We start from the raw sequence: 16,893 nt of genomic DNA, 5'->3' as shown, positions 1-16,893 counted from the left end.
CAAGCTTCTACCTATATTAGTTCTTTAACATCAAAATTTTTAGCAAATTTTTTAAAATCCTCGACTTGCTGACTTTGCCATGATCTATCCTTACCAAGCTCTTTTGCCATAAGTCTTGCTACTACTGATGATGCTTCAATACTAGCTTTAATATCTAAAAATGCCGCTCTAGTACGACGAGCTAATACATCTTCAACAGTCTTAGCTTTTTCATATCGAGCGTGATAAACAACTTCGGCCTGATAATATGGTAGGTCTTTATGAAGTAATTCAGAACTATCAATCTCTTCTTGGATATCTTTAATCTTATTAACATTCTTCCCATAGACTCTTAAAGGATAAACCTCTTTAGAGTCAATAGCATCTACTAACAATTCATCAGAAGTTTTTGATATCTTCTGGGCAATTTTTTTAGACTCAATATAATCAATGACATCCTGCCCCATCCTTCTAAAAATAGTCCATTTACCACCAACTACTGTAATTAAACCATCTTTGGATTCAACAATTTCGTGCTTACGTGATATTTTTGCAGAATTTTTAGCTCTTTTTGGTGTTACTAAAGGGCGCTGACCACAGTAAACAGATCTAATATCTGCTATAGTAGCTTTTTCTTTAGCATATTGGTTAAAAGTTTCCAGTATAAAATCTATTTCTTGCTTGTCAGCTTTCGGCTCAATGCTTGGAGCTTCTTTTTTAATATCAGTAGTACCAACTATCAGATGCTCATGCCACGGTAGGATAAATAACACACGTCCATCATCAGTTTCTGGAATCAGAATTGCATGCTCAGTTGGAAACTTATTTCTATCAAAAACAATATGCGTACCCTGCGCAACCGATACATATTTATGTGATTCTTGCTGATTGGCAATATCTATAGTTTTATCAGTAAATGTACCCGTAGCATTAATAATATGCTTAGCTGTAAATTCTTTCTGCTCACCACTTAAAGTATCTAAAACTTTAACTGTATCTAACCTTGAACTTGTTGAACTAAATACATTTTCAACTTTATGATAATTTAAAGCAACACCATCTTTTGATTCAAAAGTTTTCATCAAAGAAATTAAAAGTCTGGTATCATCAAACTGGCCATCATAATAGATTAAGCTTTTCTTAAGTTTTGAATCTTCGATATTTGGCAACTCTGCTAAAGTTTGTTTTTTATTCAAATTATAGCTTTTACCTATTTTATATTTACCTGATAAAAACTCATACATCTTAACACCTATTGTATATTTGATAGTTTCAAAATAACTACGTGTCGGAATAAGATAAGATTGTCTATGTGTCAGATGTGGTGCATTATGTAAGAATGAGAATCTCTCCTTTAAACCCTCTTTGACTAGAGCAAAATCAAAATTTTCCAAATATCTCAAGCCACCATGAATAATCTTAGTAGACTTAGAAGAAGTACCTTTACCAAAATCATAAGCTTCTAAAAGTAAAGTTTTATAACCTCTAGAAACTGCCTCCACAGCACAACCAAAACCAGTTGCACCACCACCAATTATTATAATGTCGTAATTATCTTGCATCTGATTATTCTACCCAAGCCTTACTTCTTTCAACTGCTTTCTTCCAGCCCTTGTAGTCATGGGCTACTGTTTTGGAGTCTATTTCTGGTTTGAAAGTTTTCTCTGTTGTTAGAATAGATTTAAGTTCCTCTTTACTTTTCCAAAACCCAACAGCTAAACCTGCTAAAAAAACAGCTCCTAAACCAGTGATTTCTTTAATTTTAGGCTTTGAAATTTCAGATTGTAAAATATCAGCTTGGAACTGCATTAAAAAATTATTTTGTACTGCTCCACCATCAACTCTCAAACCTGCAAGATTAAGGCCAGTATCTTCCTTCATACACTCTAAGACATCTTTAGCCTGATAAGCTATAGCCTCAAGTGCTGCTCTGATAATATGCTCACGTCTGGTATCTCTAGTTATGCCAACTATAGTACCTCTAGCATACATATCCCAATATGGTGTACCAAGACCAACAAAAGCTGGTACCAAATATACACCATTTGTCGAATCAATTTTAGTCGCATAATACTCACTATCTTCTGCAGAACGTACTAAACCTAAACCATCTTTTATCCATTGGATAACAGCACCAGCAATAAACACACTACCCTCTAAAGCATAAGTTGTTTTACCATCCTCTGCCCATGCAATAGTTGTCAAAAGACCTGCATCAGAAAATACTGGCTTATCACCAACATTCATAAGTGCAAAACAACCTGTTCCATAAGTGTTTTTTGCCATACCTTTTTCAAAACAGCAATGTCCAAACAATGCTGATTGTTGATCACCTGCAACTCCAGTTATTGGAATTTTAGCTCCTCCTAAAGTACTTTCGTGTGTATGCCCAAAATAACCACTTGATGATCTAACTTCTGGTATCATAGACTCTGGAATATTTAAGTATTCTAAAATTCTCTTATCCCATTCTAATGTATTAATATTAAATAACATAGTTCTAGAAGCATTTGAAAAATCTGTTGCGTGAACTGCTCCTTTTGTCATATTCCAAATCAACCACGTATCAATTGTCCCAAATAGTAAATCACCATTTTCTGCCTTTTCTCTAGCACCTTCAACATTATCTAATATCCACTTAACTTTTGTAGCTGAAAAATATGCATCAATTATAAGTCCAGTACTTTTGCGAATATAGTTTTTAAGCTCTTCATCTTTATTAATTTCATCACAAATATACGATGTTCTACGACATTGCCAAACTATAGCATTATAAACTGGTTGACCTGTATTTTTATCCCAAACAACTGTTGTTTCTCTTTGATTAGTAATACCTATTGCAGCAATATCACGAGGAGAAACTCTAGCGTACTCAAGTGCCTCTCTAACAATACTACTTTGCGATGCCCAGATTTCCATAGCATCGTGTTCTACCCAACCACTTTTAGGATATATCTGCGTAAACTCTTTCTGTGCAATCTTTTTTATATTTCCTTTTTTATCAAAAATAATAGCACGTGAGCTAGTTGTTCCTTGATCTACAGCTAAAACAAACTCTTTTGACATAAATTAATATTCCTTTTTAAAACAATTACGACAGCTTAAAGTATATTTTAAGCTTTTTTCTCCTTAATAAAAAGAGTCAATATAACTGATAATAGCATTAATATAGGAAGAATTAACAAAGCATATTTGAAAGATGATAGATGCTCAAAACCTGATTTATCTAAAAATGACACCGTATACCCTACAAATGGCTGCAACACGGCTCCACTTAAAGGAATAAAAAGATTTACCATAGCAAGACCTGTAGCAATATATAAAGGGCTAATATGAGCACGCAGTATTGTAAAGTTCAATACATGCACAGCTTGCATTCCACCCCATAAAACACATAAAACGCACATTACAACTGGATCAAGATGCATATACACAATTGCTATAACCACAAAAAAACCAAGTGCTGAAGCGATAGTTAGTAAGATCTTTTGTTTATTTAAAATAGTTGCTAAAATTCCCCATAGTGGGCTAAAAACTGCGATACCTATAAATATCATAGATGAAGCCAATCCAGCGTACCCTTTAGGATACCCATCTAGACTCAAGAATCTATAACTCCACAAATCTGCGAAAACAGCTGTGGTCCCATAAATAGTAAAACAAAAAAATCCATTGAGTAAAATCTGCTTAATTTTAAAAACAATAGGAATATCTTCAATCTTTGTATGTGTATCTGCTAGTTCGTCAACATTTTTTTGATCATGTGACTCATTAGATGGCACAAAAAACAATACACTTAGAAAGAGTAACGTTGAAACAATTAAGATAACAGACATAATTACCTGAACACTAAAGTGATTTGCCAAAATAACAAATGGCAAACCAGTAATTGTTCCAGCCCCATACATTAACATTTGAGTAGCACCTGTAAATAATGGAAATGTTCTCTTTGGTAGCCATATTGCTATTGCTTTCAATGCACATAAGAAAGCAAAGCCTCCGCCTATGCCTGCTAACACTCTATATAAAATCAAATACTCTTGAGATGTAGTTCTTGTTGCGATAAAAACACCAATAGAAAAAAGAAAGGTACTAACTAGCATAATTTTCTTAATACTGAACTTATCAACCAAAATTCCAGCAGGTAGTTGAGAAGCTACATATGCCCAGTAAAATGCCGAACTAAAAACACTAATTTGTTCTGGGCTTAAATCATATGGGGCAATAATAAAACTATTATATAAAGAATTTCCAGAGGCTCTAACAATAAATTCAAGAGCATAAAAAAATGCACACATAAACCATATAGTAAAACCGACTCTTGTTATATTCTGCATATACGAATAAAAATTATTAATTGATTTAGAAAATTATGCGTTAGAACCATTAGTATGTAAATAAAATATCACCTATATAAGTAATGATTTAAACATTAATTTTACAAGGAATAATTAGCTCTTTTTTTATCTAATTTTAAGTTAATTTTGCATTTTCAAAGAGTTATTTTTTTATTAATTTTAGTTAACATAAAATATAGATTTAAAGAAAATAATTAGACAAACGAAACATAAAAGTATAGATTTGAGCGAATAAGTCACTCTTTATATAAAATAATGCAACAACTCCGACTGTCACTTATACTGATTATTGGTATTAGCTTTTACTGTTATGAATTTTTTTTAAGAATATTGACAGGTGTTTATCAGGAACAAATAGTCCAGTATTTTAATATTTCTACTCATATTGGATTCTCATTCCTAGTATCTAGCTACAATATTACTTATCTTTTGATGCAAATACCTGCTGGAATACTACTTGATAGATTTGGAAGTAAAAAAATTCTTATTTTTGCAACCATAACTTGTGGCGTTGGAAATATTATATTTATATCAGGTAGCTATGAGTTAGCTCTTTTTGGTAGGCTTCTTGTTGGTATTGGATCATCATTTGCGTTTATTGGAGTTCTAAAATTAACTCTAGAAAATCTAAATCCTAAATACTTCTCTATTGTAACAAGCGTCGTTATCTCTTTAGGCACATTAGCAGCAGCCTTTTCTCAAAATATTAGTGTTTTAATATCCAGTTATGATACTTCTTGGATAAATATTTTTATTTATTCAGGGCTTATAGCGTTTCCATTAGCGATATTATTCTTTTTCGCTCTACCTAAAGAAAAATATACAATATCTCTAATGCCAAAATTTGATCAAATATTTGAAGTAAGTAAACAGCTCATAAAAAATAAAAGCCTTTGGCAGAATGCCGTTTGGGGAGGGCTTTTATATGTACCTACGGTAGTCTTAACATCCCAATATGGCATTTTGTACTTCAAACAATCGTATGGCTTTAGTGATATATACTCAACAACACTGATTACTTCAATATTTATAGGTTGGATTATTTTTTCGCCAATTAAAACACTACTTTGTAATAAATTTAATAGCAAAAATATAATTAATTTTTCAATACTAGGAGTTGGCATAATGTGTATATTAATAAACCTAGGTATTTTAAAAAATTCTGCGATAATAATTACTTTCTTATTTGGGGTGTTCTCAGCATCACAAGTTCTCGTCTGGTACTACTTTGGTAAAATATGTCCCAAAAACTTTGCAGCAATTGGTGTTGCTATAACAAATATGATTATAACTATAGTTATCGAAGTGGGTCAGATCGTTGTCGGTTCATCTATAGATATAGGTAACCTAGTTAATATTCAAGCAAATATTAGTATAACTACAATATTTATAATTTCTTTGCTTTTGGCTTTTATCGTATTACAAAAAATGATTAGAAATATAAACAATAACTAAAATAGTGATCTCCCCCGTCAATTTGGGACACTTTTGATGTCAGGAAAAGGAGAGAGACATGGCTTACAAAAGATACCCAGAAGAATTTATGGATCAAGCAGTGCAGTTATGCTTAGCGGAAGATGCAAATCGTAAAGAAATAGCAGATAATCTAGGAATAAATTATAAAACACTCTGTACATGGATAACCAGCTACATGTCAAAATTATAATGTCCCCAGAAAAAGCTACTGATTTTAGAAAGATTTTTATTCCTAGATGTTAAACTTAACTAGATAAATTAGGAAATAGATAAATGAGTAAAAAAAGAAACTTAAGAAAGCAGAAACAGAGCGAGAGATTCTAAAAAAGGCAGCGGCATACTTTGCAAACCCAAATACGTAAGGTATGCCTTTATACAAAGTCATAGAGATGTTATGGCTATAACAACATTATGCAAGACTTTGGGAGTAAGCACTTCTGCTTACTATAGGTGGATAGATAATCCTATAGGTAAAAGGCAACTAAATGACTATGATTTGGATCTGGCTATTATGCAAATATTTAATGATCACAAATCTAGATATGGTTCTGTTAGGATTTATAGGGAATTTAAAAGATAAAGGCTGGAAAGTAATACAACCGAGGGTATCAAAACGTATTAAATTATTAGGTTTACAGGCTAAAGCAAGTAAGAAATACAAAGTTACAACAAATTCTGATCATGACAAGAAAGTAGCGGGTAATTTACTTGATCAGGATTTTGATGCTCAAGATATTAATCAGAAATGGGTTACTGATATTACTTATATCCCTACCCAAGAAGGATGGCTATATTTGTGTGTAATTATAGATTTATTTTCAAGAGTAGTTATAGGTTGGTCAATGGATAAAAGAATGAAAGCAGAGATAGTATGTAATACTTTAAATATGGCCTTATTTAGAAGAGATTTTCCTACCGGTGTTATTATTCATTCTGATAGAGGTACACAGTATTGCTCATAGAAATTTCAAAATCTCATAAGTGATAATTGGTTATTATCTAGTATGAGCTCTAAAGGATGCTGTTATGATAATGCTGCTTGTGAAAGCTTCTTTGGAACTCTAAAGGTAGAGTTAGTGCATGATGAAAAATATAAAACTAGAGATGAGGCTAAATCTTCAATCTTTGAATATATTGAGGCTTATTATAATACTAAAAGGAAGCATTCAACTATAAATTACATGACTCCTAGTCACTTTGAATATATAATGAAGAATGAAGTTAACAACTGTCCCAAATTAGCAGGATAGATCATAGTTTGGATTTATCATTCATAAAAATATAGTTAAGAGACTTAAAAACCAAATTCACAATGACAACCCCTAACAGTATCCCTAAAACTCTATCAAACCCTTCTGAAACTGATACCTCCATACTATAATCAGGGAAGCACATTATACATAAACCCATAATAGCCTGTATCCCAGCATATGAGTGATTACTATGAGACAAATTATAATATGAAAAAATAGTAGCAAAGCAAAAAAAACTAATGAAAAAGAAAACAATACTAATAGATGATAAAGCAATAGTTAAAATTGCAGCACAAATACCAAAAAGACAACCTATGAATCTTTGCTTACCTTTAAGTAAACTAGAATTATTATTAATACCTGATATAGTAATTATTGAGATAATCATATTTAAAGATCCACCTGGAACTTTCAAAACCTCCCATATTGTTATTGCAATTACAGTTGATATAATGATAACTGATGCATATAAAATGGCATCCTTTTTTGGTAATTTTACTGAACTAACTTCTGCACCTTTGGGCAACCTATAGATAAAAGAAAAAACTACACATGTACAAGCTATTCCAATAATATTAGCAATGAGTCTATTTTCAGCAACCTTAAATCCTATACTTGGATCAAAAACAATTACTGATCCTATAAATAATATATGAAGAGATAGAAATAAACCTAAGTAACTCTCTGATGTGATTTTAGATAAATATGAGGTTATTAATGCTAAAATCAGCACTATTATTAAACTTAAGAATGGATAATCCGAAAAGGTTAACACTACACAAATAGAGACAATACTACCAACAATAGTTCCTAAAAGTCTTCTTGGTGCTTTATACAAAATTACATTAAGGTTTGGACTGACAATAGCAAAGACAGCTGGAAATGTAAAAAAAGGCTCTGTGATATGGAAAGAAAAACAAATAAATAAGCTTATAAGGCTGGTTATAGTAGCAATGATTGAAACTTTTAACTTTACACTTGAATACTCTATATAGAATAATTCTTTAGATAAACCAAACATGCGCATCTGCACCTACTGAAAAATACTTACTCAAATCTGTTTGCTCAACCCTAATTATAACCGGGAAGCGCTTATCTAACTTAATCCAATCGATATTAGGGTTAATATTCGGTAAGGCAGTATTTTTACTATATTCAGGTCGGCTTATAACAATATCTTTATGAATAACTGTACCTGTTAAAAAGTGCAGTCCTGTTAAACTTGTTGTTATCTTAACTTTTTGTCCAACTTTTACTGAAGATAAGTAAGACTCTTTAACATTTGCAATAACTCTCCAGTTTTGATTATCAATAATCGAAAATAAAGATTTCCCTTTTGTAACATAATCCCCTTTAGTCAACCTAAAATTACTTATTCTACCTGTTATTTTTGCTCGAACTTTACATTCATCAATCTGGTTCTCTACTTGTTTCTCTTGAGCTTGTAAAACCTTAATCTGATTACTAGTATTAATTAGATTAGTTGTTACCTTCTGGATTCCTTGCTTATATTTTAGTAGATTTGCTCGCTGATCGATGAGAATATGTTTTTTTATAGCATATTCAATATCAGAGATAGCTTTTTCTTGATGTAACCTTCTATACCTAATAATATCTCGATCTGTGAGTTCCAAGTTTGCTTGCGCATTTTTATAAGCTTCTTCTGCTAACTTAAGGGCTATAAACGAACTCTTCTTAAAATTTTGTTGCAGATTTATATTTGCTTGAATAGTATTTCTTTTCAACTTCTGATCTTTACAATCAAGCTCAAACATAACATACCCCACTCTCACAGACTGGCCATCATGGACATTTACTTTGAGCACTTGACCACTAACTTTAGAATTAACTCTAGAGATGTCACTATATAAGTAAGCATCTCTAGCAAATATTTCATCATAACTTATATATACTTCAAAAAGAATAAACAACCCTAAACAGATAACTATAATTTTTATAAGAGGTTTTTTATACTTCATAATTATAAAACCTTCTAAATCAACGGCATTAAATACATTATTAATCATGATACCATAACATGATCAACCGTTCAATAGAGCAAGAAAGTTGTTCTAGTATTAATCTCTAAGATATAAAACAAAAAAATTGACTGTATTTTAATTTAGAGATTAGATTTTCACAAGATTTGCTATATCTGCTAAAAGAATTTTTTGACCAACATCATCACCAAAATTAATAGTATAAAACTTTTTTGTACCTTGCGATTGAGCTTTTATAAATAGACCTTTACCAAAAACTTTATGATACACTCGATCTCCAGGATTAAAACTGTCTCTAGTAGAGCTATTTGACTTAAGAAAATCAAATGCTGAAACACCAAAATTAGATTTCTGCTTTATTTTAGTTTTTAGCATATTTATAGAATGATTCTTACCTTCATTTAAATGTTCATCATCTATCTCTGATAGAAAACGTGACTTAACTTGAAAACTACTACGACCAAATATATTACGCACTTGAGCATAGCTGATAGTCAAAACTTTCATTGCCCTAGTTATTGCAACATAAAATAATCTTCTTTCTTCAGCCAACTTTTCCTGCATTTTATTGGAATACTTACTATCAAAATCTTCTTCTGCATTAATAATTGAACTCGGTGGAAAAACTCCTTCTTCAGCTGCAACCATAAACACATATTTAAACTCCAAGCCTTTTGATGCATGAATAGTCATTAATTGAATACTATCAACAGTTTCATCAGCTTGCATATCACCAGCTTCTAATACGGCAAATGATAAAAAGTCTTGTAAAATATCTGTATTATCATCCAGTAATTCTATTTGAGGTTCAAAATCTTTTGCAGCACTTATAAGCTCTTTTAAATTATCTATTTTTTGACGATCTTTTTCTGTATTTTTCTCTTCATAAGAAGCAAGTAAGCCACTCTTATTAATAACATGCTCGAGTAATTTATCCAAACTTAATTCACTAATTTTCCCAGAGATATCATTAATTAATTCTACAAATTTTAAAAGCAGTCCAGCTGTTCTTTTAGTAACGAACTCTCTTTGAGTAACATCAATTGTTGCTTGCCAATACGATATAGAATTTATTTGGGCAAAATTTCTAATAATTTCTAAGGTTTTATTACCAATACCTCTAGCCGGAGTATTTATAATTCTCTCAAATGCTAAGTTATCATTGTTTGTTACAGCTAATCTCAAATAAGCTAGTGCATCTTTAATTTCAGCTCTATCAAAGAATTTAAAACCGCCATAAATTCTGTAAGGAATACTTGCATATATACAACTTTCCTCTAAAATACGCGATAAATAATTTGAGCGATACAAAATAGCTATATCACTGTAGTCAACACCATCACTATGTAATCCCTTTATCTTCTGTATTATATATTTAGCTTCATCTCGCTCATTTACAGCACAATAAACTTCAACTTTATCGCCTTCTTCAGCTGCTGACCAAAGCTCTTTTGACATTCTATTATCATTATTTTTAATCACTGAGTTTGCAGCTTTTAGGATATTTTTAGTTGAGCGATAGTTCTGCTCTAACTTTATAACTTCAACATTATTCATATCTTTAACATAGTTATGAATATTATCAACGACCGCTCCTCGCCAACCATATATAGACTGATCATCATCACCAACAGCCATAGTATAATTATTATTTGTAGCTAAAAGCTTTAGCCATAGATACTGAACTTGATTGGTATCCTGAAACTCATCAATAAGAATATATTTAAATAAGTTTTGATAATATTCTCTCAGCTGTTGATTTAAAGAAAAAAGTTCATACAAATATAAAAGAAGATCTGCAAAATCCAAAGCATTATCTAATAACAATCGCTCTTCATAAGCCTTATAAATATGACTATAATTTGCATCATATTGATTAGCAAGTTTATTACTACGCATAGCCTTATCTTTTTGCTTATTTATGAAATTTTGCAATAATTTAGGAGGATATTTTTTATCATCTAGCTCCAAACCCTTTATAACTTTTTTTATAAGCTGAGCTTGTTCATCTTGATCAAGTATTCTAAAGTTCTTATCTAAACTCAACTCATGAGCATGCTTACGTAATAATCTATGTGCAATACCATGAAAAGTACCTATCCACATACCAAAAGTAGATATTCCCAGCATACCTTCTACACGTTGCTGAATCTCCCTAGCGGCCTTATTGGTAAATGTTACAGCTAATATGTTATCTATCGCTACACCTTTATTTTGACATAGATATGCAATGCGTGAAGTTAAGACTTTTGTTTTACCACTCCCTGCTCCTGCTAGTATTAAAGAATTGCGATCTTCTAACAAAGTTGCTCTTTGTTGTTGAGAATTCAATCCTGATAAAAATTTATTAGACATTGGAAATTATATTTTTAAAATAACTGAACATATTTTAACAAAAAATTAGAAGATTGAGACTTTTATTATTTAATTAAGCTTGCAGACTCTTCGTTAGGGTTATGTAAAGTTTCAACATAATCTAAAGTGCTATCTATTACGCTGTTTAGCCAACCACGAATTGCCCACATTATAATGACAACAACAACTACTACTAGACCTATAACTAAGAATACATGTCCATATACCGCAATACTTTGTACTTTAGTAAAATGCTCTCCTGCCGGAGGGGCTGTTAGAGCACCAACAAAACCACCTATTGGTCCAGCAACCATGGTTGTAATCTGCCACATACCTTGAGCAAAACCTCCCATTCTTGAAGGGAAAAGCTCAGCAACCATTGATAACCCAAGCGCCGAAATTAATAATTCTCCTGTTGATTGTAACCAATAGCTAAGTACTAACCACCACCCAGACACAATACCTGTAGTTGTTGTAAATTGAGGAAAGTATAAAACTAAGAATGCTAATGCACAAAGTGTCATACCAATACAAAACTTAGTAACATGTGTTCCAGGTGTTTTCTTATATAATACAGATAATATTGGTGCCATCAGAACAATAACTAGAGGATTTAATACTTGCCATTGTTCAGGCTGTACTGCTAGTCCTAGAAAAGATCTATCAACATTATTAATAGCAAAGAAATTTAAAGATGTAGGCATTTGTTGATACAACACAAAGAATATCACACCTTGTATAATCAGAATAAATGCTACAATCATTCTCTTTCTTTCATGCAAGTTTTGCTGAAACATTTTTTTAAAAAAGTAGATAATAGCAACTATAGTTATAATTGTTATTATTATCCTACAAACTTGGGTCTTCTCTAAAATACTTCCAATAATTGCTATACCTATTATACAACCAATTAAAACCACCAAAAGCTTACTAAAGCTAAACTTTTTCAAACCAGCTTCACTAGCAATATGAGACATTTTTGAATAAAAAATAGTATAGCAAAGTAAACCTAAAAACATCCCTACTGCAGAAACTAGAAAAGCATGTGTATAACCATATTCTGCAGCTATAACAGGCGTCATTAACATAGAAAAAAATGAACCTATATTAATAGCCATATAATAATAAGTTAGAGCGCCATCTTGTGCAGGATCACCTTTCTTAAAAAGTTTTGAAATTAATGAGGTTGGATTTGGCTTAAATAAGCCGCCCCCTACAGCTACACCTGCAAGGGAATAAAGAATTATTGATTGACTATCAACACCAGTGGCATTAGAAAGTAATGATGATAAGCTCAAACACAAATATGATAAAAATAAAATTGTAGCACCCACTGCTACAGTTCTTTTAGATCCAAGATAATTATCTCCTATCCAACCACCTATTAAAGGCCCACCATATAAAAGAGCAGAGAATGATCCAAAAATAAGCATTGCATTTGCATCATCAAAACCTAAATGCTTTGCAAAATAAACTGCTAATATAGCTTGTAAACCATAGAACCCAAACCTCTCCCACAACTCGAGAGTCCATAAAACCCAAAAAGGAGCTCGCATACTTCCTTTATTTATTTTTGACATTTGCTAATTTTCCTTTATTTAATTAATAGTACGATTTAACCCCTCCCAAAAATGGAGAGACATATAGTGCGTCTATTCATATTATATTAGAGAATTTTATAAATCTAGAAGTTGTCATAGCAAGTATAATAAGGCAATTTTAAATCTGCTATATTACAAATAAATTTTCTACAGGTTACTTTTTGCCATCATATCATTAAACCAACTAAATTTAAATTAACCAAATATTATACTACCCCAATAAATTAAACAATATTTTCAATTATTTAGTTCCCATCTAAGCCGCCCGTTTTTCCAATAAGTTATCGTAATAAAATTCCATAGGTTAAACTGTCCCTGTTATTCAATACCACTTTATAAAATATTTTTGTATTTGATGAAAGAATTCAGAAGTTTATATAAATGAATAACCCTTTAATTATTTATTATCTCTAATATGATTTATCTATTAAATTAACATTGTTTCTGAGATAATTTAAAAAATAGCTTCTAAAACATAGCTATAAGTATTATAATCAAAGGTTGGGAAATTGTTTTTTTAATGGAACATCCCTGATCTATAACCATAAATTTGTCATTAAAATAACTTATTACTCTACCTTAGCCTGAGAGCAAAAGATTCTTCTAATCCCCAAAGAGGACATTAGATTTAATAACTAAAACTACATTTTCTTTATATATTCAGCAGCATTATCATCTAGTGAAATAATACCAGTATTTGCATCATAATAAATAAGCTCAGCATAACGGGCCCAATCAATAAAAGTATCAAAAACTCTTTCAGCAATATCCACTGGATAATAATCATCTAGCTCTGCCAAGAACCTGCTTCTTGGTGCAGATTGATTTTCTCTTTCATTTAAAACCTTAACAACATGACGAGCCAAAGGAATATATTTTAAAAATAATCTACCAAAAATGAATTTTCTATCATCAATATTTGAATCAATAAATTTACGTCCCATCGCCGTCATTTTAATATCACCATCTGAAACTTCTGCAAAGCGCAAAATAGAAAGAATCTCAATAATTGGGAATAAATCATCAATATCAAGATGTAACTCATCTGCAAGTTGAGGTAGGTCAACAGCATCAACATCTTTGATCTCGGCCATTTCATCCAAAAGACCATTCATTTCAGAAATATCTACATCTGGAAGTCTATAACCAATTGTCATAGCTGTTTTCTTATTCATACGTTCTGAAAGCTCTTTTGTCTGAGCCGTTGTCATCATACGATAAACCTGATCAACAAGATTTGCAACAACTGGATCTTGTGAGCTTCTTGGATGAGGAATATCTATTTTCAACTCACCACGAATAAACCCAGGATTACTTCCAAATATTATTATTCTATCTGCTGTTAAAACAGCTTCTTCAATACTATGAGTAACATACAAGATACCTTTCATAGCATCATTATCTTCCCATAGATCAAGTAAATCCTCTCTAAGGTTTTCAGCTGTCAAAATATCAAGAGCTGAAAAAGGTTCATCCATAAGTAAAACATCTGGCTCAAGAACTAGAGCTCTTGCAAAACCAACACGCTGTTTCATCCCTCCAGAAAGCTCTTTAGGATAAGCATTTTCAAAACCGTCAAGACCTACCATATCAATAGCCTTTAAAGCTCGTTCTCTACGCTCTTTGAGACCTATCTTACGTGCCTCAAGCCCTAGCTCAACATTCTGTAAAACAGTTAGCCATGGCATAAGAGCAAAGCTTTGAAAAACCATCGAAATATCCGGTACTGGTGCAGATACTTTTTTCCCTCTATATAGCACATCGCCATTTGTTGGACTTAACAGTCCAGCTATTATTCTTAATAATGTTGATTTACCTGAACCTGACTTACCTAATAAAGCAACAATTTCTCTTTCATAAAGAGTAAAATTTATATTATCTAATACTTTAAGAGAGTGTCCTCCTTTAATATTAAATTCCTTATCAACCTTTTCTACCGTAAATATTTTCTTACTCATTCTAAAATTATCCTATGCTTTACATATTCATGCTAAAACGGTTTTCTGCATAGTTATATAATTTGCGCCAAAACAATTTATTTGATGCAACTACTAAAATACACATTACGATCACACCTAAAAGGACGTTTGCTGTATGATCTCCAGGCATATTTGTATATTTTGTAATATAATCACCTATCCCTGAGGCCTGAATTACAGAATCTTTGCCCCAGTTTATATACTCACTGATGATACTAGCATTCCAAGAGCCTCCTGCTGCGGTAATTGCTCCGGTTACATAATAAGGCATTACAGCTGGTATTAGGAATTTCTTAAGTTTTGCTATTCCTTTTAGCTGCATATTTGTAGCAGCAAATTTTAACTCTTCTGGTATAGCAGATGCTCCAGCAATAACATTAAACAAAATATACCACTGTGTTCCAAGAGCCATTAGTAAAATACACCAGATATCAAAATGTAAGTTAAACATTACAATTAATGTTCCAAAAATACCATATAAAACGTTTACTGGGAAAGCTGCTGCCATTTGAGCATAGGGCTGGACCTTCTGAGCTATCTTTGGCCTTAATCCAATCCATATACCTATAGGAACCCATATTAAAGAAGTTATAAGTATCAGAACAGCGACCCGAACTCCTGTAAATAAACCGTACATGAAAACTTTAAGAGTTTCTTCTACACCTATACTAGAATTTTTTGCATAAATAGTTTGGTACATAGAATACAATAGAAGCAAAACAACAATAGTAATAATTATATTCCAAAATAGCCTCCTAAATGCACTTTCGCTTTTTTCCACTTTACGATGAACTTTTCGATCATACGCATCATTAGGATTTTTCTTAAATATCTTAATATTAACTATTTTATTAGAAATTTTAGCTAAAAATAATGTGAATAACTTTACAGCCATAGATTTTTGCAGAATATTTAAGAACCATGATTTACTATATGCTTCTGATGGATTATCTCCTATTACAAACTTTTCGGACCATGCAACTAAAGGCCTAAATAAAAGCTGGTCATATAGTACAATTGTTATTAACATAGTAACTATAGCAGCTCCAACAGCCCCAAAACTTTGTGCATTATTGGCCGCTTCAATGAAAGATCCTATTCCTGATAAATTTATTGGTATCGATTGAGAAGCACTGAAATTAACTATTATAGTTTCAGAAGCAACAATCATAAACCAGCTTGCAGACATTGACATCATAGTATTCCAAACTAAGCCAGGCATCGAAAATGGCACCTCAACTTTCCAGAACTTCTGCCATGGTGAAAGCTGATACATTTCTGCAGCTTCATTTAATTCTTTAGGAACAGTTTTAAGCGACTGGTAGAAGCTAAGTATCATATTCCATGCTTGTGCTGTAATAATACCAAAAATTACAGCTGCCTGAGCTCCCCATAAGGAAGTTGGAAATAATGCTAAGAAGCCTGTCACAGTTATAGCAAAAAAACCTAATACTGGTATAGATTGCAAAATATCTACAACTGGTATAATTAAACTCTCTGCTCTCTTACTTTTTGCAGCCCATGTACCAAAAATAAATGTCATTAATAAGGAAATTCCTAAACCAATAAACATTCTAATAGTTGTTTCTGCTGTATAATAAGGCAACAGCCACAGGTTTAATGATATTTGCGAATACTTTTCAACACTTGTTTGATTAGTATAGTCAACTGCACCTCCAAGATTAGAGGTTGACCAGACAAAGAGGCATAGGATTAAAAGTATTATTGATAAAGCAAAAATATCCCATTTTGTCCGAGATATTTTTGCTGACATATTTGCATTATATAACCTTTTCATATGTCAAAACCTTCTGTTTTTTACATAACTCTTTAAGTATAAGTAATTTATATTTGTTTTTGTATTATTAATTTCTTTATATTTTTGTTAAAAT

13 protein-coding genes are annotated in these 16,893 nt (G+C 31.7%); 4 read left to right on the top strand and 9 right to left on the bottom strand.

The genetic code is table 11. The features are described from left to right. Nucleotides 1–11: 11 nt before the first annotated feature. From CDV26_RS01240 to CDV26_RS01230, 3 genes are read right to left on the bottom strand one after another with little or no spacing between them, the layout of a single operon-like run. Nucleotides 12–1,541: a glycerol-3-phosphate dehydrogenase/oxidase gene (locus CDV26_RS01240; protein ID WP_088771748.1), complete on the bottom strand. Its 1,530-nt coding sequence runs from the start codon at nucleotides 1,539–1,541 to the stop codon at nucleotides 12–14. 4 nt (nucleotides 1,542–1,545) lie between these two features. After that, the gene (glpK, locus tag CDV26_RS01235; protein ID WP_088771747.1) at nucleotides 1,546–3,045 is read right to left on the bottom strand and encodes a glycerol kinase GlpK; all 1,500 of its coding nucleotides are present in this window, start codon (nucleotides 3,043–3,045) and stop codon (nucleotides 1,546–1,548) included. A 47-nt stretch (nucleotides 3,046–3,092) separates the two neighbouring features. Beyond that, on the bottom strand, nucleotides 3,093–4,316 hold the full coding sequence (locus CDV26_RS01230) for an MFS transporter (protein ID WP_088771746.1): 1,224 nt from the start codon (nucleotides 4,314–4,316) through the stop codon (nucleotides 3,093–3,095). Nucleotides 4,317–4,592: 276 nt separating this feature from the next. Between CDV26_RS01230 and CDV26_RS01225 the strand changes: the two genes are divergently transcribed. From CDV26_RS01225 to CDV26_RS01210, 4 genes are all read left to right on the top strand, one after another. Beyond that, entirely contained in the window at nucleotides 4,593–5,792 is a 1,200-nt protein-coding gene (locus CDV26_RS01225) for an MFS transporter (protein WP_088771745.1), read from the top strand. Nucleotides 5,793–5,850: 58 nt separating this feature from the next. Next, nucleotides 5,851–6,003 (top strand): transposase, encoded by a 153-nt coding sequence (locus CDV26_RS01220; RefSeq protein WP_088771589.1) that lies wholly within the window; start codon nucleotides 5,851–5,853, stop codon nucleotides 6,001–6,003. Between the two features lie 334 nt (nucleotides 6,004–6,337). Next, the gene (locus CDV26_RS01215) at nucleotides 6,338–6,775 is read left to right on the top strand and encodes a DDE-type integrase/transposase/recombinase (protein ID WP_157671328.1); all 438 of its coding nucleotides are present in this window, start codon (nucleotides 6,338–6,340) and stop codon (nucleotides 6,773–6,775) included. 42 nt (nucleotides 6,776–6,817) lie between these two features. Next, entirely contained in the window at nucleotides 6,818–7,063 is a 246-nt protein-coding gene (locus tag CDV26_RS01210; RefSeq protein WP_088771743.1) for an IS3 family transposase, read from the top strand. Nucleotide 7,064: 1 nt separating this feature from the next. On the opposite strand, the gene CDV26_RS01205 is transcribed toward CDV26_RS01210, so the two are convergent. From CDV26_RS01205 to CDV26_RS01180, 6 genes are all read right to left on the bottom strand, one after another. Then, a complete protein-coding gene (locus CDV26_RS01205; protein ID WP_169709696.1) occupies nucleotides 7,065–8,087 on the bottom strand; it encodes an FUSC family protein in 1,023 nt (340 codons plus the stop codon). Next, nucleotides 8,071–9,093 carry an HlyD family secretion protein gene (locus CDV26_RS01200; RefSeq protein WP_088771741.1) on the bottom strand — a complete coding sequence of 341 codons (1,023 nt, stop codon included), beginning with the start codon at nucleotides 9,091–9,093 and terminating at the stop codon, nucleotides 8,071–8,073. Before CDV26_RS01200 ends, CDV26_RS01205 begins: the two co-directional genes overlap by 17 nt. A gap of 102 nt (nucleotides 9,094–9,195) precedes the next feature. After that, a complete protein-coding gene (locus CDV26_RS01195) occupies nucleotides 9,196–11,421 on the bottom strand; it encodes a UvrD-helicase domain-containing protein (RefSeq protein WP_088771740.1) in 2,226 nt (741 codons plus the stop codon). 65 nt (nucleotides 11,422–11,486) lie between these two features. Beyond that, on the bottom strand, nucleotides 11,487–13,001 hold the full coding sequence (locus CDV26_RS01190; RefSeq protein ID WP_088771739.1) for an oligopeptide:H+ symporter: 1,515 nt from the start codon (nucleotides 12,999–13,001) through the stop codon (nucleotides 11,487–11,489). 662 nt (nucleotides 13,002–13,663) lie between these two features. Further along, nucleotides 13,664–14,980, bottom strand: a complete 1,317-nt coding sequence (locus CDV26_RS01185) for an ABC transporter ATP-binding protein (protein ID WP_088771738.1) — start codon at nucleotides 14,978–14,980, stop codon at nucleotides 13,664–13,666. Nucleotides 14,981–14,999: 19 nt separating this feature from the next. Beyond that, nucleotides 15,000–16,799, bottom strand: a complete 1,800-nt coding sequence (locus CDV26_RS01180; protein WP_088771737.1) for an ABC transporter permease — start codon at nucleotides 16,797–16,799, stop codon at nucleotides 15,000–15,002. Between the last annotated feature and the right edge of the window lie 94 nt (nucleotides 16,800–16,893).

Origin of the sequence: Francisella halioticida (genome assembly GCF_002211785.1) — a bacterium.
GTDB lineage: Bacteria > Pseudomonadota > Gammaproteobacteria > Francisellales > Francisellaceae > Francisella > Francisella halioticida.
Note: the sequence above shows the minus strand (reverse complement) of the source record. Positions and strands in the feature narration are given on the sequence as shown.